The sequence below is a fragment of the Nostoc sp. genome, from assembly GCF_036917515.1.
In the GTDB taxonomy this organism is placed as follows: domain Bacteria; phylum Cyanobacteriota; class Cyanobacteriia; order Cyanobacteriales; family Nostocaceae; genus Nostoc.
The window spans coordinates 1-25,702 of sequence record NZ_JBALDE010000030.1 but is presented as its reverse complement, the minus strand read 5'-3'; the positions used below and the strand labels follow the sequence as shown (position 1 = coordinate 25,702).

Annotated in this window: 26 protein-coding genes and 1 pseudogene; 19 read left to right on the top strand and 8 right to left on the bottom strand. The window is 40.6% G+C overall.

All coding sequences use genetic code 11. From position 1 onward, the window contains the following. On the top strand, positions 1–206 hold a 206-nt coding region (locus V7K89_RS03945), incomplete at its 5' end, for a hypothetical protein (RefSeq protein WP_335184537.1). Positions 207–390: 184 nt separating this feature from the next. Here V7K89_RS03945 and V7K89_RS03940 read toward each other — a convergent pair. Together V7K89_RS03940 and V7K89_RS03935 are read right to left on the bottom strand one after the other, a co-directional pair. After that, positions 391–1,542: a PepSY-associated TM helix domain-containing protein gene (locus V7K89_RS03940; protein ID WP_335184535.1), complete on the bottom strand. Its 1,152-nt coding sequence runs from the start codon at positions 1,540–1,542 to the stop codon at positions 391–393. A gap of 36 nt (positions 1,543–1,578) precedes the next feature. Next, entirely contained in the window at positions 1,579–1,965 is a 387-nt protein-coding gene (locus V7K89_RS03935; RefSeq protein WP_335184533.1) for a hypothetical protein, read from the bottom strand. 549 nt (positions 1,966–2,514) lie between these two features. On the opposite strand from V7K89_RS03935, the gene psbP reads away from it, so the two are divergent. Continuing rightward, the gene (gene psbP / locus V7K89_RS03930; protein ID WP_335184543.1) at positions 2,515–3,060 is read left to right on the top strand and encodes a photosystem II reaction center PsbP; all 546 of its coding nucleotides are present in this window, start codon (positions 2,515–2,517) and stop codon (positions 3,058–3,060) included. Between the two features lie 196 nt (positions 3,061–3,256). Beyond that, positions 3,257–3,850: a Maf family protein gene (locus V7K89_RS03925; protein WP_335184531.1), complete on the top strand. Its 594-nt coding sequence runs from the start codon at positions 3,257–3,259 to the stop codon at positions 3,848–3,850. 102 nt (positions 3,851–3,952) lie between these two features. On the opposite strand, the gene V7K89_RS03920 is transcribed toward V7K89_RS03925, so the two are convergent. Further along, positions 3,953–4,180, bottom strand: a complete 228-nt coding sequence (locus V7K89_RS03920) for a hypothetical protein (RefSeq protein WP_335184529.1) — start codon at positions 4,178–4,180, stop codon at positions 3,953–3,955. A gap of 201 nt (positions 4,181–4,381) precedes the next feature. On the opposite strand from V7K89_RS03920, the gene V7K89_RS03915 reads away from it, so the two are divergent. From V7K89_RS03915 to V7K89_RS03900, 4 genes are all read left to right on the top strand, one after another. Next, positions 4,382–5,119 carry a phycocyanobilin:ferredoxin oxidoreductase gene (locus tag V7K89_RS03915; protein ID WP_335184527.1) on the top strand — a complete coding sequence of 246 codons (738 nt, stop codon included), beginning with the start codon at positions 4,382–4,384 and terminating at the stop codon, positions 5,117–5,119. Positions 5,120–6,085: 966 nt separating this feature from the next. Further along, on the top strand, positions 6,086–7,510 hold the full coding sequence (locus V7K89_RS03910) for an HlyD family efflux transporter periplasmic adaptor subunit (RefSeq protein ID WP_335184524.1): 1,425 nt from the start codon (positions 6,086–6,088) through the stop codon (positions 7,508–7,510). 166 nt (positions 7,511–7,676) lie between these two features. Next, entirely contained in the window at positions 7,677–8,831 is a 1,155-nt protein-coding gene (gene devC / locus V7K89_RS03905; protein WP_335184521.1) for an ABC transporter permease DevC, read from the top strand. Between the two features lie 120 nt (positions 8,832–8,951). Further along, positions 8,952–9,659, top strand: a complete 708-nt coding sequence (locus V7K89_RS03900; protein WP_335184519.1) for a DevA family ABC transporter ATP-binding protein — start codon at positions 8,952–8,954, stop codon at positions 9,657–9,659. 92 nt (positions 9,660–9,751) lie between these two features. Here the strand turns inward: V7K89_RS03900 and V7K89_RS03895 are convergent, their stop codons facing one another. Next, complete coding sequence (locus tag V7K89_RS03895; protein WP_335184517.1) at positions 9,752–10,573, bottom strand: hypothetical protein; 822 nt, start codon at positions 10,571–10,573, stop codon at positions 9,752–9,754. A gap of 104 nt (positions 10,574–10,677) precedes the next feature. On the opposite strand from V7K89_RS03895, the gene V7K89_RS03890 reads away from it, so the two are divergent. Beyond that, positions 10,678–11,463, top strand: coding sequence for an HAD family hydrolase (locus V7K89_RS03890; protein WP_335184515.1), 786 nt, complete (start codon positions 10,678–10,680; stop codon positions 11,461–11,463). A 150-nt stretch (positions 11,464–11,613) separates the two neighbouring features. Beyond that, positions 11,614–12,357, top strand: a complete 744-nt coding sequence (locus tag V7K89_RS03885) for a Uma2 family endonuclease (RefSeq protein WP_335184541.1) — start codon at positions 11,614–11,616, stop codon at positions 12,355–12,357. Positions 12,358–12,418: 61 nt separating this feature from the next. Here V7K89_RS03885 and V7K89_RS03880 read toward each other — a convergent pair whose 3' ends face one another. Continuing rightward, complete coding sequence (locus V7K89_RS03880) at positions 12,419–12,754, bottom strand: hypothetical protein (protein ID WP_335184513.1); 336 nt, start codon at positions 12,752–12,754, stop codon at positions 12,419–12,421. Positions 12,755–12,817: 63 nt separating this feature from the next. Here V7K89_RS03880 and V7K89_RS03875 point away from each other — a divergent pair, with 63 nt between their 5' ends. The 7 genes from V7K89_RS03875 to V7K89_RS03845 all read left to right on the top strand — a co-directional run bounded on the left by V7K89_RS03875 (position 12,818) and on the right by V7K89_RS03845 (position 20,180). Continuing rightward, a complete protein-coding gene (locus V7K89_RS03875; protein ID WP_335184511.1) occupies positions 12,818–13,291 on the top strand; it encodes an AraC family transcriptional regulator in 474 nt (157 codons plus the stop codon). A gap of 471 nt (positions 13,292–13,762) precedes the next feature. After that, the gene (locus tag V7K89_RS03870; protein ID WP_335184509.1) at positions 13,763–13,930 is read left to right on the top strand and encodes a hypothetical protein; all 168 of its coding nucleotides are present in this window, start codon (positions 13,763–13,765) and stop codon (positions 13,928–13,930) included. 215 nt (positions 13,931–14,145) lie between these two features. Then, positions 14,146–14,940: a 30S ribosomal protein S2 gene (gene rpsB, locus V7K89_RS03865; protein WP_335184539.1), complete on the top strand. Its 795-nt coding sequence runs from the start codon at positions 14,146–14,148 to the stop codon at positions 14,938–14,940. Positions 14,941–15,151: 211 nt separating this feature from the next. Next, positions 15,152–16,096 (top strand): translation elongation factor Ts, encoded by a 945-nt coding sequence (gene tsf / locus V7K89_RS03860; RefSeq protein WP_335184507.1) that lies wholly within the window; start codon positions 15,152–15,154, stop codon positions 16,094–16,096. Positions 16,097–16,308: 212 nt separating this feature from the next. Then, positions 16,309–17,157, top strand: a complete 849-nt coding sequence (locus tag V7K89_RS03855) for a hypothetical protein (protein WP_335184505.1) — start codon at positions 16,309–16,311, stop codon at positions 17,155–17,157. A 194-nt stretch (positions 17,158–17,351) separates the two neighbouring features. After that, complete coding sequence (gene recG / locus V7K89_RS03850) at positions 17,352–19,856, top strand: ATP-dependent DNA helicase RecG (RefSeq protein ID WP_335184503.1); 2,505 nt, start codon at positions 17,352–17,354, stop codon at positions 19,854–19,856. 198 nt (positions 19,857–20,054) lie between these two features. Beyond that, entirely contained in the window at positions 20,055–20,180 is a 126-nt protein-coding gene (locus V7K89_RS03845) for a hypothetical protein (RefSeq protein WP_335184501.1), read from the top strand. A gap of 56 nt (positions 20,181–20,236) precedes the next feature. Here the strand turns inward: V7K89_RS03845 and V7K89_RS03840 are convergent, their stop codons facing one another. Beyond that, positions 20,237–20,815, bottom strand: a complete 579-nt coding sequence (locus V7K89_RS03840; RefSeq protein ID WP_335184499.1) for a hypothetical protein — start codon at positions 20,813–20,815, stop codon at positions 20,237–20,239. A 166-nt stretch (positions 20,816–20,981) separates the two neighbouring features. Further along, positions 20,982–21,317: a PadR family transcriptional regulator gene (locus V7K89_RS03835; protein ID WP_335184497.1), complete on the bottom strand. Its 336-nt coding sequence runs from the start codon at positions 21,315–21,317 to the stop codon at positions 20,982–20,984. 275 nt (positions 21,318–21,592) lie between these two features. On the opposite strand from V7K89_RS03835, the gene V7K89_RS03830 reads away from it, so the two are divergent. Together V7K89_RS03830 and V7K89_RS03825 are read left to right on the top strand one after the other, a co-directional pair. Next, positions 21,593–21,895 (top strand): hypothetical protein, encoded by a 303-nt coding sequence (locus tag V7K89_RS03830; RefSeq protein ID WP_335184495.1) that lies wholly within the window; start codon positions 21,593–21,595, stop codon positions 21,893–21,895. 377 nt (positions 21,896–22,272) lie between these two features. Continuing rightward, positions 22,273–22,911 (top strand): histidine phosphatase family protein, encoded by a 639-nt coding sequence (locus V7K89_RS03825; protein ID WP_335184493.1) that lies wholly within the window; start codon positions 22,273–22,275, stop codon positions 22,909–22,911. Between the two features lie 372 nt (positions 22,912–23,283). On the opposite strand, the gene V7K89_RS03820 is transcribed toward V7K89_RS03825, so the two are convergent. Further along, a complete protein-coding gene (locus V7K89_RS03820) occupies positions 23,284–24,237 on the bottom strand; it encodes a glycosyltransferase family 2 protein (protein WP_335184491.1) in 954 nt (317 codons plus the stop codon). Between the two features lie 336 nt (positions 24,238–24,573). On the opposite strand from V7K89_RS03820, the pseudogene V7K89_RS03815 reads away from it, so the two are divergent. After that, positions 24,574–25,617, top strand: a pseudogene (locus V7K89_RS03815) (PhoX family protein); the annotation flags it as partial. Between the last annotated feature and the right edge of the window lie 85 nt (positions 25,618–25,702).

The following is a 25,702-nucleotide window of genomic DNA, read 5'->3' as shown; positions in this document are numbered from 1 at the left end:
CCCGAATTCAACAAACGATTGCCCGAATTCAACAAACGACTGCCCGAATTCAACAAACGATTGCCCGAATTCAACAAACGACTGCCCGAATTCAACAAACGACTGCCCGAATTCAACAAACGATTGCCCGAATTCAACAAACGACTGCCCGAATTCAACAAACGATTGCCCGAATTCAACAAACGACTGCCCGAATTCAATATTAAGAACTTAGCAAAAGGATAAATTGAGTATTTATACTTGAATAAAAATCACTTTGTTAGGAGACATCGCTGTGTAGGCAGGGGGGCAGGGAGCAGGGAGCTCTTAGCAGGGAGAAAGAGGGTTTCCTGGTTTCTGCATAGATTCGGGAATTATAACTAATTAACCGGACATGATATGACTTCTTCTTTAATTTTTCACTGAAGGCAAAGACTCAATCATCTTCATTGACTTTTGTCTGGGATTTTTACCTTTGTAGCGATACCACCACATGACAAAGCCAGTGATAGATAGAATCAGTGGTGAAAGTCCGACAAATATGTAGAGAATACGGGTAGGTAAGCCACCAAAGGTACCATAATGCATTGGTGAAAATGAATTGAAAACAACGTCAGCTCGTGATGGCTCCAAACCATTTTTTAGTTGCACCACTTTGCCTGTATACTGGTCAAGATAAACCTGAGAGCGACCGTACTCGTCTGTCTCTTGAAGCTGTTTTTTGCCTACCCTAAATACTCCTTCTGGTGTTTGTGGCAGACTCATATAGATAGTAATAGCACCTGGTAAGGCAGCATCAGCTTTTTTGAGAATTTCGTCTAGCCCCAAGGGTGACTTGCCCTTTATAGGTTGAGAAACTGGTGTGGGTGGAATAGGAGTGAAGGTTGCTGCATAGATCGCAGGTTGAGAAAAATCCCAAAAATTCCAGCACACGCCTGTGAAAGCAATCATAGTCAGGAAAACAGCTGCAATAATGCCTGCCACCTTGTGAATATCAAAATTGGTTCGCTTGGGATGTGCATTCCACTTGATTTTGAAACCAAGAATCAGTTTGCGCCAACCTGGCCATAAAATAATCCCTGTAATGCTAAGAATGAAAAGAAAAAGCGCGGCTATCCCAATGATGATTTCTCCGATTTTACCCGCTAGGAGTTCGTAATGGAGTTTGAAGGTGAACCCAATCAATGTACGCTCCCACTCACGGGAACCCATAATTGCACCTGTGTAGGGATTGACAAATACTTGCGTTCGTTTATCATCTGGAGCTTCCAATCTGACGACATAGGGAAGATGGGCATCTGGAAGTGTAATGATGCTTGATAGTTTCAATTCAGGTTGCGAGGCGTAGGCGGTTTTGACAGTTTCGACTACGGACTCGACGGGAAGGCGTTGTCCTTGAGGAATGACTTGCCCAAATTGTTGACTGACTAGGAATTGGTCGATTTCTCGCTCAAAGACTAGTAAACTGCCAGTTAATCCGATGATGATTGACAGTAGTGCGACAATTAAGCCAAGATAGCGGTGTATATAAAATGTCCAGTCGCGGATTTGTTTATAGTTCATAGTGCATACTCCTAATGTAATGTCCTCTGATTGCAATCAAAACTGCACCGAAATTGTTCCCACAATACTAAAAGGTGTGCCAGTAATCACACTTAAGCGATCGCTATTTGGTGAACCAAGATAATATTCTGTGTTAAACAAATTACGGAAATTCAGTTGCATTCGCCAGTTCTCTCGTCGATAAAAAATTGAACTATCGAAGCGAACATAACTAGGAATCTCGTAAGTCAGCGGATGGTCAATCTTACTCAGGTACGGGATTTTAGTAATTGGTGGTGGTTGCGTAGATGTGTTCGCAAAGCGTCTTGTAGAGAAGCAGCTTGTCATCAGACCTCGCCCCACAGTAGGTTGCATCATCCAGCACACTGCTAGTATGCCTGCAAAACGCAGCCAGTTAATTCCATTATTTTTGTCAAATTTCATACTTGCCTCACACCCAAATCACTTATGCGATTGTCGTCAAGAACGCAGATATCTCTTACAAGTTAGTAAGAAATATTCTTATCTACTTGATAATTAACTCTATAGGAAAGTACATCTTAATTGCAAATAATTGTCAAACTTTCTTGATAATGGCTGTTCAAAAATTGCACAAATTCGCTAAAATCAAAGTTTTGTTGGCTAAATTGAATCAGCAATTTTGCTCTATTTAGATAAAAAAATTTGTATTAAGTATCTGGTTTTAGAAATAAAAACATTAATAAAGATTATTTATCAGATAAAGCTTTAAGGTTTGTAAATTTTATTACTAGAAGTTATACATTGACAGAAAACACTAAATGTAATGATAGAATTTCAGGCATTCAATGTTGATTTTTTGACGATTTTGAAGCGATCGCTGTCCCCAGAAAAACTTAACATTAACTTTAGAACTGCTAACTATTCATAAACAAGCTCATGGGTTACTACATCGCTCCCCGCTTTCTGGACAAACTGGCTAGTGTTGTCTCCAGCCCAAAGAAATCTGTAGAAATGTGGAAACGAATTGTATTAATTTTGCTATTGGTGTTGAGCTTCAGCCTGAGTAATTCTAGTGTAGCGGCTGCGGCTGGACTCAAAAGCTTTGTAGACAGTAGTGATGGCTATGAGTTTTCATATCCTAACGGCTGGCTGGCAGTTAAAGTTGCCGATGGGCCAGATGTGGTTTTCCACGATTTGATTGAGGTGTCCGAAAATGTTTCAGTTGTGATTAGCCCAGTTCCAGAAGGCAAAACTTTGTCAGAACTGGGAACCCCAACAGAAGTAGGATATAAATTAGGAAAAGCGGCTCTCGCGCCTCCTGACTCTGGTCGTTCGGCTGAATTAGTCAATGCCGCACAGCGAGAAGTAGACGGTAAAACATACTACCTTTTAGAGTATGAGGTTAAACTCCCCAATCAACAGGAACGACACAACATCACCAGCGTTGCTGTTAGCCGTGGTAAACTTTTTACCTTCAACGCCTCAATTCCTGAAAAACGCTGGCCGAAAGTTAAACGAATGATTGACGAGGTTGTAAATTCTTTTTCTGTTTATTAATTGGGGAATGGGGAGCAGGGGAGACAAGGGGACAAGGGGGACAAGGGGGACAAGGGGACAAGGGGGACAAGGGGACAAGGAAAATTATTGAATAAATCTCTCCCAAGTCTACCTCCTCCTTATCTACCTTGTCTCTTCTTCATGCCCCATGCCCAATCCCCAATGCCCCATTCCCAATTAGTAAGTTTGTCAGATCATGAAAATTCCACCTATTGTACTTGCCTCAGCTTCCCCAGCCCGACGCCGCTTGCTGCAAACTGTTGGTATTGAACCAATAGTTAAACCAAGTGACTTTGATGAGTCGCAAATTGAATTAAGTGAACCAGCAGAATTGGTCAAAACTCTTGCCCAGTATAAAGCGGAAACTGTAGCCCCACAGTTTGAATCAACTTTGATTATAGGTTGTGATTCAGTTTTGTCCATAAATGGTGAAATTTACGGCAAACCAGCAGACTTCTCGGAAGCGATCGCTCGTTGGCAGATAATGCAAGGTAACTTTGGCGACTTATATACAGGTCACGCCTTAATTGACCTTGGTCAAAATCGTACTTTAGTCAAGTCTCAAGTTACAAAAGTTTACTTTGCTCAAATGAGCGAGAAGGCAATTAAAGCTTATGTTGCTACAGGTGAACCGCTTAAGTGTGCTGGTGCCTTTGCCATTGAAGGTTTTGGAAGTTTCTTTGTAGAAAAAATTGAAGGCTGTCACAGCAATGTAATTGGACTGAGTTTACCCTTGCTACGGCACATGCTAGAAGAACTAGGATACGATATCACTGATTTCTGGCAATAGTCATCTTGTCCAAAGTGAATAACCAATGCCCAATGACGCCAGTTGCTTCAAGTCGGCAAAGCCGCCCAACGCACTGGCTCCCCAATGCCCAATGCCCAATAACTAATAACTAAATTGCCTGATATTGAGTATTGCCTCTCCATGATCTGGAATCCAGACTAGCCACTCATCTGCTGAAACCGGACACAATAAAAGTGCTTCGTCAAAACTAAAGGGGTTGGGAAGTTGCAGAAGGTTTACCCAAGTAGAAGCTCTGAACCTTTGTAAGCCTTCCAGATTGTGCCTTCTTGCTTGCATAGCCAAATCTGGTCTATAAGAATCTAGTTTCATAGCTTTCTATTAGCCTTCACAAATGGACTAATCTCGAATTATTTCTGTAACCTAGACTACAAAAAAACTAATTATTGTGAAAAGTATCTGTCTTATAAATTTACGTTGGCTGGGTGTAAGTGTTTGCTTATATTGCAGACCACAACAGGTATGACACGACAAGTTGTAGACTGGCCATTAGATCGCATTTCCAACTAGAATATGTCATTTACTTCTATGCCCTCGCTGCGCGAGCAACAACATCCCCTAATTCGTCAGCTAGCTGATTGTATTGAGGCAGCTTGGCATCAGCACCTAGATTTATCCCCCTACCATTTGCCTAATGAGTTGGGGTATGTGGAAGGTAGACTAGAAGGCGAAAAACTGACGATTGAAAACCGTTGCTATCAAACGCCCCAGTTTCGGAAAATGCACTTGGAACTGGCGAAAATCGGAAATATGCTGGATATTTTGCACTGTGTCATGTTTCCCCGTCCAGAATACAACCTGCCAATGTTTGGTTGTGATTTAGTTGGGGGTAGAGGTCAAATTAGTGCAGCGATCGCAGATCTTTCTCCGATTCAATTAGAGCGTACTTTACCAGAATCTTATACTTCTCAACTGACACAGCTAAAAGTGCTTAACTTTTCCCAACCTCGTGAATTACCTGAATGGGGAAATATTTTTTCAGATTTTTGCATCTTTGTGCGCCCCAGTTCTCCAGAAGAAGAAACAATGTTTCTCTCGCGGGTGCGAGAATTTTTAGATATTCATTGCATCCAAGCGATCGCTTCTAGTCCTGTTTCCATTGAACAAGTCACACAAAATCTTGCTGGACAACACAACTACTGCACCAAACAGCAGCAAAACGATAAAACCCGCCGTGTACTAGAAAAAGCCTTTGGTCCAGTTTGGGCAGAAAATTACATGACTACAGTTTTATTCGATCTCCCAACTTAATCATTCCCTCCATCTCCCCTATCTGTAGGCTCTGTTACGTTTTCAGCTAACGGATAAATGTAGAATTCATTCAACGAGAGTTTAATGGAGTTCCAAAACAGCAACAGGGAGAATAGTAAGGTTTTTGAAGCGAATATTACAAAATGGTTTGTTGTCTTGGTAAATGCAAACAACTAGAGATAGCTAACTCATTAACTAGAAAGTTAAGGAAACTCTGATGTTAAGAATGCTGAAGTTGATAGATATTTTTTAGTTAGTTAATCGTTGATTGACTTAAGGAAGACTAACTTTTGTAGCAAGATTGTGTCTAACAAAGGCAGCAGTCTATTTTTGATGTTTCTTTTCAATTTTGTAACTAACTATAGCCGTAGTGAATGTAGCAGTATACCGCATCATACCAATTTAGGATTTTGTGTAGAGACGTGATACATCGCGTCTTTATATCTAGATTCATACTGCTTGTGAATTCAACTAACTTCCATTGCACTTATGTATCAATAATACTCATTATTGAATAGCCAGCTCCTATAGCGCTTCTTATCAATACAGACCTAACCCCGCCCCGTAGTAAGTCTCAAAACCTCTCTTTTTAAAAGAGAGGAATGGAAGTGAGGTCAAAGTGTATTGCATACATAATCAGCGGCTATAGAAAACACCATTTTGTAAAGCCATAGTGTTGAACGTTCATCACACAATGGATTTTAAGCGATACCCAGCTTTAAACCACTGTTGTTTGTTCTAAGCTAATGCGCCATATTGCACAAACTCCATACACGTCATTAGTCATTTGTGTTTCTAAGGACAGAGACTAAATGACAAAGGACAACTCTCTCCTGAAGGAGACGCTACGCGAACACTAGTTAATGTGCAATTTTCTTTGCGTAACAGCTTAACAGCTGGCTGTTGATTAAAAACCCTTTTATTTTTACTTCCATCAGCACAATTCAGGTAAATGGGCAAAATACTATGTCAAGGGTGACTGAAAAGCCAAAGCCAACTGAGCAGCCACTTAATCATGAACAACCTAAGATTTGGTGGGGTATCGCTGTAGCCGTACCAATAGTAATCGCTGCTGGAATATTAGGTACGGCCAAAATTGAGCAGTTGAGGAAACTAACTACATCTGTACCAGTAATGCCATCTACTAATAGCATTAGTGCGGTAGGGCGTTTGGAACCGCGAGGCGAAGTTGTTAAATTGTCCGCCCCATCATCAGGATTAGCACCATCGTCACGAATTCAGCAACTTCTGGTGAAAGAGGGTGAACGGGTAAAACAAGGTCAAATTGTGGCAATTTTGGACAACCGCGATACCCAAGTAGCCGGACTACAAGAGGCAAAGGCGAAAGTCCAAGAAGCCCGTGCAAATTTAGCCCAAGTCAGGGCTGGATCTCCAAGAGATATTCAAGCTCAAAGAGCAGTTATTGCTCGCTTACAGGCGCAGTTACTTGGAGAAAGGAATGGTCAACAAGCAACGATCGCCCGGATTGCAGCTCAATTAAGTGGTGATAAACTTGTCCAACAAGCAACTGTAAATCGCCTAGAAGCTGAACTCAGTGGGCAAAAAGAAGCTCTAAGAGCAACGCTTACACGTATTCAAGCCCAACAGCGCAATGCCCAAGTTGATGCCGGACGCTATGATTTTTTATACAAAGAAGGCGCGATTTCTCAGCAAGAGCGGGATAGTAGACGTTTGAGTGCAATAACTGCTAATCAGCAAGTGGTTGAAAGCCAAGCTACCTTAAAGCAGACATTAGCAACTGTACGACAGCAACTTGCTGAGGCTAGAGCTAACCAAATACAAAATTTAGCAACTTTGCAACAGCAGCTAATCGAAGCCAGAGTTAACCGTGATAAAACTTTAGCAACTTTGCAAAGACAAATCGATGAAGAAAAGGCCAAACTGAGCAGAATTTTAGATGTCACTCCTACCGATGTGCAAGTAGCACAAGCCCAAGTTAGTAATGCGATCGCAAATGTCAGAAAAGCCGAAGCAGAACTAAGGTTAAGTTACGTTCAAGCACCAATCGCTGGAGAGATTTTAAAAATTTATACCAAATCGGGTGAAGCGATCGGCGCAAACGGCATTGCCGAAATTGGCCAAACCAACCAAATGTTTGTAATTGCTGAAGTTCCTGAAGACAGCATTGGTAAAGTGCGTCTTGGTCAAAATGCTACTATCACCAGCGATAACGGCGCATTTGGCGACGAATTAAAGGGAACTGTCACTGAAATTGGTAGAAAAATTGGTAAAAAAGATGTGCTGAACACAGATCCAGCAGCAGATGTAGATGCCAGAGTTGTAGAAGTTAAAATTGCTCTGTCTCCAGAAGATAGCCAGAAAGTTTCAGGTTTAACTTATGCTAAAGTTCTTGTGGATATTAATAACTAATTAAGTTGTAGATGAGCAGTAATACCAATTTATAATTTGATATTTTAAATTTTAAATATTAGTGTATAGTCTGTTTAATTAATTTTAAACATTCTATTCATTTGGTACAGGTGTCACCATAATTAGTTAAAACTCAAATCGCCAAACTTGCTAGTATGTTTATAAAATGAATCAAAAAATACCTCTGTCGTGGCTACAACTGACAAGAGAAAAAACTCGCCTAGCTGTGGCTTTAGCAGGAATTGCTTTTGCAGATATTTTAATGTTTATGCAACTCGGCTTTCGAGATGCTCTGTATTATAGTAACGTTCGATTCCATAACAGCTTACAAGGCGATATTGTTTTAATTAATAGTCAATCTAACGCTATATTGGCGATGAGAAGCTTTTCTCAACGACGATTATATAAAGCTTTAGAATTACCGGCAGTTCAATCAGTACATCCAATATATTTAGACTATACAATCTGGAAAAATCCTGTTACAGGCAGACCTCGGAGTATCCTAATCTTTGGAATGAATCCAGAAAATAACTTATTTAACTTACCTGGAGTTCAGGAAAACTTAGATAAACTTAAACTACCTGACGTAGTTCTATTTGACCGTTCTTCTAGAAAGGAATATGGCCCAATTGTTGCTAATTATGAGCAAGGAAAGATTATAACAGCAGAAGTACGAAGGCGACGAATTAAAGTAGGAGGACTATTTACATTAGGTGCATCATTTGGTGCAGATGGTAATTTAATTACAAGTGATATCAACTTTCTGCGGCTATTTCCCAATCGTCAGCAAGGATTGATTGATATTGGGCTGATTAAATTAAAACCAGGAGCCGATGCCAATATTATTGCTCAAGAATTACGCAAGTATTTACCTAACGAAGTAAATGTTTTAACTAAACAAGAATTTATTGATTTTGAGCGGAATTATTGGGCAAATAGTACAGCTATTGGTTTTATTTTCACATTAGGGACTGTCATGGGTTTCATTGTTGGGACTGTAATTGTTTATCAAATTCTTTATACAGAAGTTGCAGATCACTTAGCTGAATATGCTACTCTAAAGGCAATAGGTTATACACAAAAATATTTATTGACAGTCATTCTTCAAGAAGCTTTATTATTAGCAATTTTAGGCTATTTTCCTGGAATAGTTTTTGCCTTATTTATGTATAATAGCGCTAGAAATGCAACACTTTTACCAGTATTTATGAGTTTTGATCGAGCAACAATGGTATTGATTTTGACTATGATCATGTGCATGATTTCTGGAGCGATCGCAGTTAGAAAATTACGCTCTGCCGATCCAGCAGATATATTTTAATTAATTTAATATTAATTAAAATATATTGATAACAACTCTCAATTAAAATAATAATTAAGTTTAATGTTTGACATTCATTACAGTTAAATCTGAGAAATACTAATTTATAACTACAAAAAGATGATTGAAAAAGAACCTGTAATTGCCATTAAAAATCTCAATCACTTCTATGGCAAAGGCACACTGAGAAAACAGATATTATTTGATATTAACCTAGAAATATATCCAGGTGAGATTGTGATTATGACCGGGCCATCAGGTTCAGGTAAAACAACATTACTTAGCTTAATTGGTGGTTTGCGATCTGTACAACAAGGAAGTTTAAAATTTTTAGGTGAAGAACTTATTGGTGTCAGTCAAAACAAATTAGTGCAGATGCGACGCAACATTGGTTATATTTTCCAAGCTCACAATTTGTTAGGGTTCTTGACAGCCAAGCAAAATGTGCAAATGGCAGTAGAATTGAACGATAATATTTCTCAAACAGAAGCAATGGCTAAATCAAAAGCTATGCTAAGGTCTGTTGGTCTAGAAGAACGAGTTGATTATTACCCAGATAATCTTTCTGGTGGACAAAAACAAAGAATTGCGATCGCCCGCGCCTTGGTGAATCGTCCTCCCTTGGTACTAGCAGACGAACCAACAGCAGCGCTAGACAAACAATCAGGACGCGATGTTGTGGAGATAATGCAGAGTCTAGCCAAAAATCAGGGAACTACTATCTTATTAGTAACACACGACAACCGCATTTTAGATATAGCCGATCGCATCGTAGAAATGGAAGATGGTCTTCTAACCCGTAATTCCTCTAATACAGTTATTCAGTGATGATTTTAGTCATTAGTCATTGGTCATTTACAAAGGACAAATGACTAATGACTAATGACCAATAACCAATGATTAATGACAGCCATAATTTATCATCTAGCCGAGCCTGATTTTTTAATTCCAGGTAACTTTGGTGGAGTTGGAGTATTTGGTTGGCGATTAGTACGAAAAGTCACATTCACGCCTTCATTCGATTGTTCCAGTACCAGTAGAGGCGTAGGTTTAGCTTTTTGATCCCAATGCATAGTAGCAATCCGACCTTGAATTATTGGCTGCCAACTATCTTCGTCTTCTATGGGGCTTAAGTAAGTTTCTATACAATCGATAATTTGACTAATAGTTGCAGAAGTTGCTTGTGTCGGTAATTTCATTAACTTGATTTGAATCCGAAACAGCACCCGTTTAGCAGAGTTCCCTGGACTACCAGTCTCATATTCGACATCAAAAATTTCATCTACTTGTCGTCCAGCGCTATTAGCAATTCCGACCGATCCTTGTTGGGCTTGATTTGGACGCAGGGCTTGAGAAATTTTTTCTTTGATCTGAATCTTTATTTGATTAAGAATTGCAAAATGAAACACCTCCTCTGACATCCGCATTCGCAGATAATCCAGGTTAAAGTCCCGTGAGTTTACCAAATCGGGATTAGTTTCCATTTTGCGAATTGTTTCCAGCGCCAGCTTAAACTTTTTCTCTAGTTCTCGCGCGCGGAATTGCTCAAACTTAAGTTTTTTCTCCAGCTTATCTATCTGGAGTTTACTATACACAATCAAAGCAATCACCACTAAAGCCAGTCCTCCAGAAGTTACCAAAAATAATGGTGGTATTTCAGGATTACTTGCTGGCACTTCCTGGGATGCCTTTTTAGTAGTCTTTTTCCCAGAGGATTGGGCAAGAAACATTGAAGTGGACATGGTTGGAAACTGAAAAACTTGACTCCTGATGTTTAGGATGCCCAAATCTTCAAGGTCATCTTGCTGTATGATTAATATTTTTTACAGCCTTTTACAAACCTTATATGTCCAGACATTTGAGCCTCTCTCCCCTATCTGAGGCTTCATTTACAAGCTTTAGCAAGATTCGTCTGATAGCCACAGATATGGATGGCACTCTGACTAGACGAGGAAAATTTACTTCAGCATTGCTACAAGCTTTAGAGGATTTAGCCGCAGCTGATATTAAAGTGCTAATTGTCACCGGACGTTCTGCTGGGTGGGTAAGTGGCTTGAGTAGTTTGATGCCAGTGGCAGGTGCGATGGCAGAAAATGGCGGTTTGTACTTTCCACCTGGAAATCACAAACCAATAGTCTTAACACCCATTCCTGATTTAGTTCAACATCGCCAGCACTTGGCTACGACTTTTGAGAATTTACAAACTAAATTTCCCCAAATCCAAGAATCTGCTGATAATCGCTTTCGCATCACCGACTGGACTTTTGATGTAGCTGGTTTGCGTGAAGATGAACTACAAACCCTAAATAATCTCTGTCAACAAATGGGTTGGGGATTTACTTATAGCAACGTGCAGTGTCACATTAAACCTCAAGGACAAGATAAAGCTGTGGGATTGTTACAGGTATTACGCAAATACTTACCTGATTATTCACCAGAACAAATTGTCACTGTAGGCGATAGTCCCAATGATGAAAGTTTATTTGATCGCCGTTATTTTCCTGTTTCTGTAGGCGTGGCAAATGTGCTGGAATATGCAGATAAATTGCAACATCAGCCCGCTTATATGACCACAGCTGCCGAAGGTGATGGATTTTGTGAGTTATCCAGTTACATTTTGCAAAGCTTCTAAATCCCAAATTAGGGGGAATTAGAATTTGCTCTAAAATAATTTTGTAACACTGATTTTACAACCATGAGCAAAACATAAAAGCATACAAAGCAAGTTAATTTATTTATGGAAATTCTTAATGCATGAATTTTGAATTCGGAGCAAAGCGACGTGACGGCTACTGTACCTGTTAGTGTCGAATCAGAAATCTTCTACCCTAGTGCTGATGGTCAACCAGTGGCAGAAACCTACGACCACCTTTATGCTTTACTAACTACCTTAGAAGTCTTGAAACAATATCTGGCAAATCGTCAGGCAACAGTATTGGGAAATCAATTTCTTTACTATGCACAAGGCTTTCCCAAGTTGTGGGTAGCCCCAGATGTAATGGTAATTTTTGATGTTGCACCTGGCGGTCGGGACAACTATAAAGTTTGGGAAGAGGGTCAAGTACCTACAGTTATTTTTGAAATGACATACTTTAGGACTAAGGGACAAGATGAAATCTTCAAAAAGACCCTTTATGAGCAGCTAGGTGTCAACGAATACTGGCTATTTGACCCGAAAAGCGAGTGGGTGGAACAACAGTTACGTGGCTATCGCCTGCGGGGAGAAATTTACGAAGCGATACAAGATGGACGCAGTGAACCGTTACAACTACGCTTGGTGGTTGAAGGAAGGCTAATTGGGTTTTATCGAGAGGATACAGGGGAAAAATTACTGATCCCTGGTGAACTGGTAGAGGCTTTAAGGCAAGAAATTTTAGCAAGACAGCAAGCAGAAGAACTAGCAGAACAAGAACGCCAACGAGCAGAACAGGCAGAGTTGCAGATAGAACAGTTAAAGGCAAGGTTGCGTTCGCCCTTGGCGTTGGCGCAGCCATCGCTCAATGTAGATCCCGATACTATTCAGTAAAACACAGAGTGTAATTATGCATGAATTTTATCGTGCCGACTTACTTATGGGTTAAGTATTGCTACAAAGAGATTTCTAAAAACCACTCATAACCTGCTTTAAACTGAGGCTTACCATTTTGTTCAATCATGCTGCCATGCGCCATGATTACTCGTTCAAAATCCCAAGTGAGAAGTTGTTGAATTGACCATTTGACTTTGACTTTATCCTGAGTTACAAATTTCTCCAATAACGATGGACGAAGTTGGTTATAACCACTTAGAAGTTTGGCTATTAACCTTGTGCTTGGTGAACATTGATCATCAAAATGGAAAACTGTATCGGTGACAATCAAAGTTCGGCTTTTGACATGAAATAAGACGCATTCATTGAGCGGTGAACATCCGCTAGTATCCAATGTGTTAAATCCTTGTATTAATAAATATTCAACCCCATCAATTAGGTGAATGTTGCGATCGCTATGCAAGAGTTTTTTTATAATGGACAAACTGGTGGTGCATTTTATTTAGAATCGGTTGCAACAGCGGTGTTGGCACAAATCATTTACCGACGTTCAAACCTATCTGGACGGCTCAAACGTCCACCAGAGTTTTTAGACCCAAATTTGTTAAAGTCTGCCTTGGAATACATCAGAGCGCATTTATCCCAGGAACTTAACCTCAAACAAATTGCTGCCACAGTAGGATTCAGTCCCTACCATTTCGCACGAGCATTTAAGGTAACAACTGGACTGTCACCTTATCAATATGTCCTCCGGTGTCGGCTGGAACTTGCCCAACAACTGTTACAAAACCAAAAGCGATCGCTAGCGCAGGTAGCCGTAGAAGCAGGATTTGGCAACCAGAGTCACATGACATCTGTGTTTGGGCAAATGCTACACACAACTCCCAAGCGTTATCGGCAAGAAATGAGTAGTATTTTAGACTATGTATGAAACCGAGATATGTGTAGTTTTCTGCAAGACGGTTTGAAATACTTATCCTGTGGGTTTAAAATTTGCTATATCTGAGTTTTTCAGCCATCATTTACAACGGAAAATCAAGCCTTTCGAGATCATCTTGCAGATTTTTGGTTATATCTTGGCTAAATACCAAGTAGACAATTTGTTACCTATATTTTTGCTACATTTATTGCCTGAGACAGAATATAATAGATGAATCTCTAGCGCGTTTTTATTTAGTAAGTCTCAACAATACTAATTTAATTGAGAAGACTGTTTTATACAGAAATTCCCAAACAAAACTGAATCAAAGGATAAATAAATCGCCAGCCCTTTAAGCACCCAGAAACGCTAAGAGATTAACAGATACTCCAAGGACAGGTTAGCGTTTTATTTCCTACTTCCACTAGAAAGTCCAAGATCGATGTATCAAGAATTTACCTTTAAATACTGAGGTATAAAATTATGCAAGAAATTGAAAGATTCTTTGGTAACTTGTTCAGTGGCATAATCAACCGTTTTAAGTATTCGGCGATGGACGCTGCCGATCGCAAAATGAGAGAAACTATCGACGAGCAGATCGAACAACGGCGACAAAAACCCAAGCCCCAAGAGCGAGAAGACCGGGAGTAGACCTTTAAAATAGCAAGATTTTTATTACTAGTGCTGCCTAATTGTTGAGTAGGCAGCGCTATTTTCTTAGCCTCACTTGGTCAACCAACTACAACTCTTTGGAATATGTTAACCTAGTATGGTTAACTAATCTCGCACATCTAAGAATTCGGGTGTTTCCTGATTGGGAAATACACTTGGATGGAGGTTTAACCCGAATCGGAGTTGAAAAATATATGCCAGTAGTTTCATTGGCTCAAATGATGGAGTCAGGGGTTCACTTTGGGCATCAAACCCGGCGTTGGAACCCAAAAATGTCTCCTTACATTTATACTTCCCGCAATGGTGTACATATTATCGACTTGGTGCAAACTGCCCAGTTGATGGATAATGCTTACAACTATATGCGATCGCACGCAGAACAAGGGAAGAAATTTCTTTTTGTCGGTACTAAGCGGCAAGCAGCTGGAATTATTGCCCAAGAAGCCAGCCGTTGTGGTTCCCACTACATTAACCAACGCTGGTTGGGTGGAATGTTGACCAACTGGGCAACCATCAAAACACGGGTAGACCGTCTGAAAGATTTAGAACGCCGTGAGGAAACTGGTGCACTAGATTTGTTACCAAAAAAAGAAGCATCAATGCTACGTCGGGAAATGACGAAGCTTCAGAAATACTTGGGTGGCATTAAAACAATGCGGAAAGTACCCGATATCGTGGTAATTGTAGACCAACGGCGGGAATATAACGCAGTTCAAGAATGCCAAAAGCTGAATATTCCTATTGTGTCCATGTTGGATACAAACTGTGACCCAGATGTAGTAGATATCCCCATCCCGGCAAACGATGATGCTATCAGGTCAATTAAGCTGATAGTCGGAAAATTGGCAGATGCCATTTATGAAGGTCGTCACGGTCAGCTGGATGTTGAAGATGATTACGAAGATTACGACGGTAGTGAGTATGACGAAGACTACGAAGAAAGCGAATATACTGACGCCGTAATTCCCGACGAGGAAGAAGAAGAATAAGCAAACTAGGGGTGAAGTAAGTATGCATTGGGCGGTTGTTTATATCGCAACAATCCGCCCTAGCCTGCGGCAACTTGTAGGCAAAGGTAGAGGCGAAAAAACTCATACCTGATAACTTCATTATTTTTTCTCCCCCAGCCCTGAGTAAGATAGAAATACTCAACACCCGTGAGCGATTACAACTCGAGGTCAAGTTAGGAATTGAGGCAACATGGCGGAAATATCTGCAAAACTCGTCCAAGAGCTACGCCAAAAAACTGGTGCTGGCATGATGGACTGCAAAAAAGCGCTGCAAGAGACTAATGGCAATATAGAAGAAGCCATAGACTGGCTACGGAAAAAGGGCATTTCTACGGCGGGTAAAAAAAGCGATCGCATTGCGGCAGAAGGTCTAGTAGACACTTACATTCAGCCCAAAGGTCGAGTAGGTGTACTCATAGAAGTCAACTGCCAAACCGACTTTGTTGCTCGTAACGAGGCTTTTAAAGCTTTAGTTAAGAACCTAGCAAAGCAAGCAGCGACTGCTAATAGTGTTGAGTCTTTGTTGGCTCAATCCTATATTGACAATGAAAGCGTGACTGTAGAAGAATTCATCAAGCAAACCATTGCCACGCTCGGTGAAAATATTCAAGTGCGCCGCTTTGTCAATTTTGCACTAGCAGAAGGCACGCAAGGTATAGTAGATAGCTACATTCACACTGGCGGTCGAGTTGGTGTATTAGTAGAATTAGGTTCCCAAACTGAGTCAGCGGCTGATAATTCAGAGTTCCAAACTTTGGCACGGAACACTGCGATGCAAGTTGCAGCTTGCCCAAATGTCGAGTACGTAAGCGTAGATCAAATCCCTAGCGAAATTGCCCAAAAGGAAAAAGACATCGAAATGGGCAAGGATGATTTAGCGAACAAGCCCGATAACATTAAAGAAAAGATTGTTCAGGGACGGATTGAAAAACGTCTCAAAGAGTTAGCTTTGCTCGACCAGCCTTACATTCGCGATCAGAGTATTTCCGTGGAAGACCTCTTGAAGCAAGCGAAGGCACAATTAGGCGAAGAGATTCAAGTGACTCGCTTTGTCCGTTATGTACTGGGCGAAGGCATTGAAAAGCAAGAAATGAGCTTTGCTGATGAAGTCGCTGCACAAATGGGCAGCAAGTAATATTAGTCATTGGTCATTACTCTTTACCAAGGACAAATGACTAATGGCTCTTTACAAAACAGGTCAAGCAAATAGCCTGACCTGTATTTTATTTAGTAAAGACAGAAAATTTTGCATTTAATTTAAAATCTAAAATTCTCTAGAAAGTTATTTGAAAATAAATTTGTACATTTGTACTATGTAGTGGTTCAGATGGGCAAGAGCGAAAAGATATGGCAAGAGCAATCGAGCGAATTGAGCAGGATATTGCAGCACTTAAAGAAGCGATCCGGGCGATCGCAGTAGAACTACAAAGAGCTTATGCTAGTTATCTAAACACCTTGGGGCTAGCTGTACAAAAACAGTTGATTCTCGCAAGTTACCACCTTTGTACTCAAGGATATCCGGAAAACTTTCTGCATTTGTCATTGAATCAGCGCCAACAATTGCAACAAGCTATCCGTAAGTTAGGTCAACTGGCAGCTGAACAATTGCTCATTTATCTTAAAAGTGAAGATTCAGGGGAGGATGAGGGAGAAGATAAGGAGGATGAGGGAGATGAGGAAGTAACATCCTCTTCATCTTCACTATTTCTAGACACCTCTAATTCTCACTATCTCACTCCCGACACCTCCGATCCTATAGAACTGGCAAAATGGCAAGAGAAATTAGAAGAGGTCATGCAAGATATACTGAAAAAACTTTCGCATGATGCTAATCTTTTATTACAAAAAGCTGGGGTATTACCCAAAAAATTACCAGAGCCGATTTTAGCAGCAGCGGCGGCAGCATCAGAAGCATCTGCTGAGGTCATGCCAGGGCCACCCAATTTATTAAACTTAGTAATTGAAATTGAAAATGAGCAGCAGTCAGAAGATTCCGGACTGACGCAAATCATGGCTATTAACCTGCGACTAGGAGAAATTGAATTTGCTGATGTGACACTTTCCTCTGAACGCAGGCAAATCCGCAGTATTTTAGTTCAGCTAAACAAGTTAGGACGAGAGTATAAAAAGAGATATAAAGAAAAGGCGAACGCTGAAGCGGAAGCTGCATGGCGCGCTAGTTGGTTTGAAGATTAGTCATTTGTCCTACCCTGCGAGAAGCCCTTCGGGTGACGCTCCTGCGTCGCTAACGCTGCGCTAACAGCAGTCGCTCATGGGGGAAACCCCCTTGGTGCTAGCCTCTCCCTTTGGGAGAAGACCGCGCTGCTTCACCGCTGATGCGTCTATGTCCATCAAATGACCAATGACCAATGACTAATGACCAATGACCAATGATTAATGAAAAACCAGATTGGATACGATTGCACAAAGCCTTGGCAATAGAAGCTGAACGTGGCTTTACAGACTTGATGGGCAGAGAATACCGTTTCAGTGAATTTCTGAGCCTAACTTTGGGTAAATTCCCCACAGGCTTACCCCATACTGAACGCCGCCGTTGGCAAGGATTAGCGGTGCAATTTGCTAGTTATCCACATCTAGCACTGGAAGAAAGGCAGCATTTAGTAGCAGAGACTCGTAGGTATCTTTCCCAACTACAGCAAGAGGAGCAGCGTCAGGAGGGGGAGCAGGGGGAGCAGGGGAGCAGGGGAGCAGGGGAGCAAGGGAGAATTTATAAATCCAAAATTAAAAATCCAAAATCTCCAATTGTTACTGAGGTGAGTCGGAGACTTGCACCAAAAATTGAGCAAAAACTTAGTGATTTACCAGAAATAGGTTTTAAAAAAGCTGATAATTTGGCACGGCTTGGTTTACATACCGTCCGTGACTTGCTTTTCTACTATCCTCGTGACCATATTGATTATGCGCGTCAGGTGAATATCCGCGAGTTACAGGCGGGTGAGACGGTGACAATAATCGCTACAGTGAAGCGTTGCAACTGCTTTACTAGCCCTAAAAATCAAAAATTATCAATTTTAGAATTGGTAGTAAAAGATAACAGCGGTCAAATCAAAATTGGCCGTTTTTACGCAGGTACGCGCTTTAGCAGTCGCGCTTGGCAAGAAAGTTTAAAACGCCGTTATCCAGTAGGTAGTATTTTGGCAGCCTGTGGATTGGTGAAAGAAAGTAAATACGGATTGACATTGGATAATCCAGAACTAGAGGTTTTGGCAAATCCAGGAGATACAATTGAGTCGCTAAATATTGGGCGGGTAGTGCCAATTTATGGACTAACTGAAGGCGTGGTGGCGAATACAGTGCGACAGGCGGTAATTGCTGCTTTGCCCGCTGCGGTTAACCTGAAAGACCCTTTGCCAAGTGGTTTGCGGCAGAAGTATGGTTTGATGGAATTAAAAGATGCGATCGCTAACATTCATTTTCCCAGTGATAGCGCCGCTCTACAAGTTGCCCGTCGTCGCCTAGTTTTTGACGAATTTTTCTACCTGCAACTTGGGTTACTGCAACGTCAACAGCAAGCAAGAGCGATTCAAACCAGCGCGATCCTTGTCCCACGCGGTCAACTTGTAGAGAAATTTCACGAAATACTGCCTTTTCAACTCACTGGCGCCCAGCAACGAGTTCTCAACGACATTCTCAACGATTTACAAAAACCTGTGCCAATGAATCGTTTGGTGCAAGGTGATGTTGGTTCTGGTAAAACAGTCGTCGCCGTCCTGGCTATCCTTGCAGCAATTCAATCTGGCTACCAAGCGGCGCTGATGGCTCCCACAGAAGTTTTGGCAGAACAACATTATCGCAAGTTAGTTAGCTGGTTTAACCTCTTGCATTTACCAGTGGAATTACTGACAGGTTCCACTAAAGCTGCGAAACGAAGACAAATACATTCTCAGTTAGGAACTGGTGAATTACCTCTGTTAGTAGGAACCCATGCCTTGATTCAAGACCCTGTAAACTTCCAACAACTAGGGTTAGTAGTCATAGATGAACAGCATCGCTTTGGAGTAGAACAACGGGCACGTTTGCAGCAAAAAGGCAATCAACCTCATGTGTTAACTATGACAGCTACCCCAATTCCTCGAACCTTAGCGCTGACGATACATGGGGATTTGGATGTGAGCCAAATTGATGAGTTACCACCGGGACGGCAAAAGATTCAGACAACAGTATTGTCAGGTCAGCAACGCAACCATGCTTACGACCTGATGCGCCGAGAAATTGTCCAAGGTAGACAAGTTTATGTGGTTTTGCCCTTGGTAGAAGAATCAGAAAAACTGGATTTGCGATCGGCTGTTGACGAGCATCAAAAGTTACAGGAAAGCGTTTTTCCTGACTTTCAAGTTGGGTTGCTACACGGTCGCATGAGTTCAGCTGAAAAAGACGACGCTATAACCAAATTCCGCGATAACCAAACGCAAATTTTGGTTTCTACTACCGTTGTTGAGGTTGGTGTAGACGTACCTAATGCTACAGTAATGCTCATTGAAAATGCAGAGCGATTTGGCTTATCACAACTGCACCAACTGCGGGGGCGTGTCGGTCGGGGCGCGGCTCAGTCCTACTGTTTGTTGATGAGCAGCTCTAGAAGTCCTGATGCTCAACAACGGTTGAAGGTATTGGAACAATCTCAGGATGGCTTTTTCATCTCCGAGATGGATATGCGTTTTCGTGGGCCAGGGCAAGTACTGGGAACTCGTCAATCTGGAGTACCAGATTTTACTTTAGCGAGTTTGGTTGACGATGAGGAAGTTTTACTTTTAGCACGGCAAGCAGCGGAGAAAATAATAGAAATGGATGTTACTTTAGAGCGTTGGTATTTGATGAAAGAAGAATTGAAGTATCGGTATGAGCGCTTAATGGGTGGGGCAATTTTGACATAACATATTTGAGTTAGAAACCTACATCAAGTAATGAATCTTCAATTTAATTGCTGGGGGCGGGGCACTCAAGTTGACCCCAAACACTGACACAATCCTTGCTGAATCTGCACAAGCAGCAGCCGAAGTTGCTAAGGAAAGGACATTGAAACAGTTAGGTAATGCGATCGGTGCTGCTCTCAAGTAAATTTCTTAGAGGATATGGCGATCACGGTTTGGGGTGCGATCGCTTTCACTTTTACAGAAGATTATATAGAGTACAGCACTGAATTTGTAGACAAGACAACTAAGTTAGTTTTTATCGTGTGTCGCAGATTTTACAACTGATTAAAAGTTGCTAACTTTTACTAACAAAAAATATTTGAGAAATTTAGAAGCCAACCTTAAACCCAAGACTCAACTATCATGGCGATCGCAAATAGACAGACTAGGAAAATCGCTATCCTCACAACCCATAACCGTAGACTTGCGGATAAAAGCATTCCAAGTATCGCATTTGCCCCAAAAGTGTGAGACACAACAAAGGCTATTCCCAGCCCCAGCAGCACCAGCAGAAAATATTTGAGCAACTTAGAAGGCAACCTGAATAGAGGATTGTGCCGTTTTGCACTGAAATCATAAATTGTGGTTATTTTTACATCTCTCTCTTCTATAAACAAATAGACTGCTTGTAAACTAGATTTTGGTGAATCTGAATGATAGCTAGTATTCTTATGATGGCGAGGGTGTTTTGCGTTGAAAGTATGCTTTACATCTTTTTTGGAAGAAATAATATCATCCCATCTCATTTTAAATGCAGCTAGAATTAAGAGTAGAGTACGCCCAATAGTGATGAGGATACTTCCAAAATTAGACATACCTCTCTCTCTTAAAATAAAGTATCCTTCGTATAAATCTCCTAAGCATTCATCTCTGCAATCAGACGGCAGAAGAAAGCCTAAGACTAAATCTATTAGACTCATATTTTTTGCCGTAAATTAGTAAGTTTTTCATTTAATATGCGAACATCCTCATCACGAGTATCCTGATTCAAATTTGTTGGCTTCTTCTTTTATATGTACAATAAAAATTTATGTCTAGCTAGGTGGGCCTGTCGCATATCTCATTCTCAACCTCATCTTAAATACATCATGATTGCTTCCAATTTGTAAGCTGCTGTCTCATATAATTCATGTGTTCAACTAAATCTCTTCCCTTAGAAGTAAGTTTGTAATATTTTCTAGCCTTTCCTCTCCTACTTTCTAATCTTTTATCTTCTAATCTTGACTCAATTATTTTTTTCTTTTCTAGTTGTCTTAATGTGGGATATAGTGTCCCAACATTAATTAGGATTCTACCCTCACTAATTTCCTCAATGGCCTCAATAATTTGCAATCCATAGCGTTCTTCTAGGAGAAGGGAATTTAATATAGCCTCTTCAAAGCTAGAGAGCGGAAGGCTGCCAAACTGGACATCTGGACTCATAATCGAGATTCCTATATGTAAATTTCACCATATTTACCTACGCAGTACGATATTTTGTTAGTTTAACTGATTACCCAAAGTAGGACAAGATTCATATTTATCAACTTTCTAATATTTTCATAAAATTCTTTTTATGCTATGCTTGTAGGTTTTTAAAAAATTTCGTTTTTTAATAAAAAATCTAATATAACCACTTTAATATTAATTTTTAGAGTTGTAAGATTCAAAGAATTTTCTAAAAATGAAGTTAAAGACCTTTTAACTTTTTTGGAAATATGGCGATTAACACAAATGTATACAGATTAAAACTGGTGGAGATGAGTCCAATGACTGACTTATCATCAAAATCAGAAGAACTAGGTTTAAACCAAGCCAGTTATATTAGTGTGTCTGGAAATGCAGTCCAATTAGGGCAAATTGATCCAGTTGCATTACTACAGTACGGGGGTATTTCAGTAGCTATTATTCTGTCTACTGGTTGTTTGATAGCAATACTGAACAAAGGTAATGTAGACCTGATTAAAGTCTTACTCCCTTTGGTTATGAAACAACAGAACAAAAGAGGGAAAGACAAATAAAGTCCTCTACAAGACAGGCATTTATATTCCTCTAGCATTTTATGTCACTCTTGAGGGTTCATAAAATAAAAATCAGGCGATCGCAGTCATCACAACCGGATTGCTACAGAATCTTGGTGGCTTTGATATGGGAGCATCTTTTACTCTTAGTCAAACCAAGACAAGTCTAATTTATGTTGAATTTGCACCTTCCATAGAAACTTAAAGAGTCACAAAGCTTAATTGTTTCATCCTATACTTTTGTCAACGAAATCAAAAGTTTGTGGTTGATTGACTTTTTTGGTTGATTACTTTGTCCTGGTGTCACAGACTCGATTGCAAGATTGATGGTAGTTTATTTTTGCACAAACTCCTTTATCCCAATCGCAACACAAGCTATGACACTCAATTTGTATTTACTGCGACATGGAGAAACTACTTTTAGTCAAAGTGGTAATTTCTGCGGTGAAACTGATGCAGAGTTGACCTCTGAAGGGATACAGATGGCAGAGAGTTTTGCCGATGTTTATCAAAGCTTGTTGTGGGAGGCTGTTTATGTTAGCCCGATGAAGCGCACAATTGCAACTGCCAAGCCATTTTGTGATGCTATCGGTATGGATATGCAGTTGCGTGACGGACTTAAAGAAGGTAGTTACGGCGAATGGGAAACTAAGAGTAAATCCTTTGCCCAAGAGAATTATGCTCAAAACTATGTAAAATGGTTGACAGAACCCGCTTGGAATGCACCATTAGGTGGAGAAACTGCGGTAGATGTTGCTAACCGTTCTATGCCTGTAATTGCTGAAATTCAAGAAAAACATCACCAAGGTAATGTTTTAGTAGTTTCCCATAAAGCCACAATTCGGATTATGCTTTGTAGTTTACTAGGAATTGATTTGGGACGCTATCGCTATCGGGTGAATATTTTGGTCGCGTCTGTAAGTATGGTTAAATTTGACGTTAATGGTCCTTTGTTAGAAATATTAGGCGATCGCCATCATATACCCGATCGTATTCGCTCTCGTCCTGGAACATAACAGTCCCTTAAATAAAAACTGAAGATCAACATCACATTTGTGTAGATTGCGATCGCCAGTTCATCTTCCATTCGATTATTACTACACTATCTGAAATTTCGGGATGTTCCAGTTCCTGCCTAGTTCATACCGCCATTATGCAACGCCCATTTTTTCTCTTCTCTTTGTTTCCTCTGCATCTCTGCGGTTCATTAAAAAAGTTGACTTTGATAAAGAGTTTTAGCCTTAACCCAAGCGTATTGGTTTATACGGTAATCAATCCTGCCAGTTCGTTCACCATCAGAGAAGCAGGTATTGAGTTGAGATGCGCGATATGACCAACAAAGTTTTAACAGATTGATTACACTGTGGTACTTCCCAAAGGTGTTTAAATCACAATATTTGCTGCATTTGAGCATAAGCTTCATAAACACCCTTCACGTTATACCAGTTGAGAAAAATTCTAGCAATTTCTAAAGCTAATTGAGGTTTACCTAAATTAATTAGCCATTGCAATAACGGAGCCATTGTCCGTTCATTAAGTGTGCCATTGAGTGAAAGAATGCCCCAAAGTAAGCGATGCAGCCAAGTCATTTGAATCATCATTCGCACTTCCCATGTGGGATGCTTTTGATAAAACAAAACTCCCATACGTCCGCGTTGAATTTCTTGGTCAATTAATCGGGGAATTTGCTCTAAGTTAAATGCTGGATGCCAGTGATATCCTACGGCTTCCGGACATTTAATTAGTGTCAAACCTAGTTTTTTTAGCCGCACACCTAATTCTAAATCTTCCCAGCCATAGAGCTGAAAACTAGTATCAAAAAGTCCGGCTTTCTCTAACCAATGTTTGGGAATTGCTACATTTCCCGTAGCAAAAAAAGCTGCTGAAAAATCTGTGACTTTGTAGGGTTCAGCCGTTGGGTTGTTGAAATTGCAAGTATTAATAACTGCACCGTAAGTGAAAAAGCGATCGCTCCCCAATTTCTCTTTCCCTTGCACTAGTGCATCAGTATGAGCTTGCAAGAAATTCTTCAGCACTACCAAATCACTATCAATAAAGATAATTGTGTCTCCCTGCGCCTTCTCTACTCCCAAATTCCGAGCCACAGCTGGGCCAGCATGATCTTGCTCAAACCAGCGCACATGGGGAAACTCTTCTTTGTGTGCTGCTAACCACTCCAATGTGCCATCAGTAGAACCATCGTCTACCAAGACAATCTCGTAATCAGTAACCGAACTTGGCTGACTCAACTCCTGCACCTCCAAGGCGCGGAGGCACTTTTCTAAAATCGGTTGGCGATTATAAGTCGGTATCACAACGCTGAAAAACACAGTCTCACCCACAACACTATTGATTTATCCATCTCCAGGATAGGACAGATGGGGCGCTGACACTGTTCCTGACTGGATTTGTAACTTCTTATTTTGAGATTTAGTACAAAATAAATCCCCATTAATCAAGATATAACCTGATGTTAATTTTTGGTCATTAGATTATGTGACAAACTGAAAATTTTTGTCTAGTTAACTAACCTAAATAGCAAACAACCTTTTGTTTAATAACAGGTTACTGACTATTCAAAATATATGGCATTTCACGTAAATAATTGATGGCTTTTTCTGCCAGTAATCAAGATTTGCCTTTACGAAATTCTTGATGTCACAAGAGAGGGGAGTTTAATGTCTAAATTAAGTCGCAGACAAATTTTAGTATTTTTTGCTGGCAGTGCTGGTGCGGCTGTCTTAGGAGACACAATTATAGATGGTGTTTCTAGTATTGCTGGAGCAAACAACAAGCCACTGAGTTTTACACCAGTGCGCTTACCCCATTCCTTACCCGTTTATAAACAGCAGAAAAGTTTCTTGCCAACGGGAATCGATCAGGGACAGGTAATCAATCCATCTACAAATGCGAAGTTAAATAGCTACAACGTAGTTGATGATCTGGTAGTGCCACCAGAATATGAACGTTACGTAATTATCAGCTGGGGCGATCGCGTCTTTCCTAACAAAGATGAATATTTCGGTTACAACAACGATTATACGGGTTTCATTCCTCTGGGTAGAAGCAACGATGTCGGCTATTTGTGGGTTAATCACGAATATGTCAGTTTTCCATTTTCCGATCTAGCACCAGAAGCCCCTGCTGATGTTAAAGGATTGCCTACCACCTTTGAATCAGTGATTGGCTGGGCTTTACCTACAACCAGAGGCATTGAGTTTGACGGCGAAGTTCTATATAACTTAGGCGGATCAATCGTCCGCATCTCCCGACGTAATTCTAGTAGCCGTTATGCAGTGGTTAAAGGTGATGTGAGAAATCGTCGCCTTCATGGTCTTTCTGGGTTGGGAATTAATAGCCAAAGGAGTGATGAATATAAAAATGTCACTTCTTGGGGAAGTCGCAGCTACCAAAAAGGCGATCAAAACTATCTCATCGCCACTGGCCCAGCTGCAACCCAAGTATTTAATCTCTCCTCCGATGGATTGGGTAACAAAATTATTGGCACTAGCTACAACTGTTCTGGCGGTACAACTCCTTGGGGAACTATTTTAAGTGGTGAAGAGAACTTTCAAGGAAGTGTAGGAGGTTTTGTTGGTGTTACAGAACCAGTTAACCCTAATGGTACTCAAACAGATTACATCGATGGTACTACTGGTAAGACCTTCGGTTTAGTTGGTGAAAAATACGGTTGGATTACAGAAATTGACCCTGTTATACCAATTCTCTAAAAGCTGGCTACAGATAGTGCCTCTAAAATATATTGCCTTCGGGCAATAGATGCAATAATTGGTTTGGTTAATTTGC

Coding starts and splice junctions, on each gene's coding strand:
- V7K89_RS03845 (WP_335184501.1), top strand. CDS start 20,055: ATGGCGATCACGGTTTGGGGTGCGATCGCTTTCACTTTTACAGAAGAT.
- V7K89_RS03825 (WP_335184493.1), top strand. CDS start 22,273: ATGACACTCAATTTGTATTTACTGCGACATGGAGAAACTACTTTTAGT.
- V7K89_RS03890 (WP_335184515.1), top strand. CDS start 10,678: ATGTCCAGACATTTGAGCCTCTCTCCCCTATCTGAGGCTTCATTTACA.
- V7K89_RS03870 (WP_335184509.1), top strand. CDS start 13,763: ATGCAAGAAATTGAAAGATTCTTTGGTAACTTGTTCAGTGGCATAATC.
- V7K89_RS03920 (WP_335184529.1), bottom strand. CDS start 4,180: ATGAAACTAGATTCTTATAGACCAGATTTGGCTATGCAAGCAAGAAGG.
- devC (WP_335184521.1), top strand. CDS start 7,677: ATGAATCAAAAAATACCTCTGTCGTGGCTACAACTGACAAGAGAAAAA.
- recG (WP_335184503.1), top strand. CDS start 17,352: ATGATTAATGAAAAACCAGATTGGATACGATTGCACAAAGCCTTGGCA.
- V7K89_RS03910 (WP_335184524.1), top strand. CDS start 6,086: ATGTCAAGGGTGACTGAAAAGCCAAAGCCAACTGAGCAGCCACTTAAT.
- V7K89_RS03875 (WP_335184511.1), top strand. CDS start 12,818: ATGCAAGAGTTTTTTTATAATGGACAAACTGGTGGTGCATTTTATTTA.
- V7K89_RS03900 (WP_335184519.1), top strand. CDS start 8,952: ATGATTGAAAAAGAACCTGTAATTGCCATTAAAAATCTCAATCACTTC.
- V7K89_RS03940 (WP_335184535.1), bottom strand. CDS start 1,542: ATGAACTATAAACAAATCCGCGACTGGACATTTTATATACACCGCTAT.
- V7K89_RS03915 (WP_335184527.1), top strand. CDS start 4,382: ATGTCATTTACTTCTATGCCCTCGCTGCGCGAGCAACAACATCCCCTA.
- V7K89_RS03840 (WP_335184499.1), bottom strand. CDS start 20,815: ATGAGTCTAATAGATTTAGTCTTAGGCTTTCTTCTGCCGTCTGATTGC.
- V7K89_RS03835 (WP_335184497.1), bottom strand. CDS start 21,317: ATGAGTCCAGATGTCCAGTTTGGCAGCCTTCCGCTCTCTAGCTTTGAA.
- rpsB (WP_335184539.1), top strand. CDS start 14,146: ATGCCAGTAGTTTCATTGGCTCAAATGATGGAGTCAGGGGTTCACTTT.
- V7K89_RS03895 (WP_335184517.1), bottom strand. CDS start 10,573: ATGTCCACTTCAATGTTTCTTGCCCAATCCTCTGGGAAAAAGACTACT.
- V7K89_RS03830 (WP_335184495.1), top strand. CDS start 21,593: ATGGCGATTAACACAAATGTATACAGATTAAAACTGGTGGAGATGAGT.
- psbP (WP_335184543.1), top strand. CDS start 2,515: ATGTGGAAACGAATTGTATTAATTTTGCTATTGGTGTTGAGCTTCAGC.
- V7K89_RS03855 (WP_335184505.1), top strand. CDS start 16,309: ATGGCAAGAGCAATCGAGCGAATTGAGCAGGATATTGCAGCACTTAAA.
- V7K89_RS03925 (WP_335184531.1), top strand. CDS start 3,257: ATGAAAATTCCACCTATTGTACTTGCCTCAGCTTCCCCAGCCCGACGC.
- tsf (WP_335184507.1), top strand. CDS start 15,152: ATGGCGGAAATATCTGCAAAACTCGTCCAAGAGCTACGCCAAAAAACT.
- V7K89_RS03935 (WP_335184533.1), bottom strand. CDS start 1,965: ATGAAATTTGACAAAAATAATGGAATTAACTGGCTGCGTTTTGCAGGC.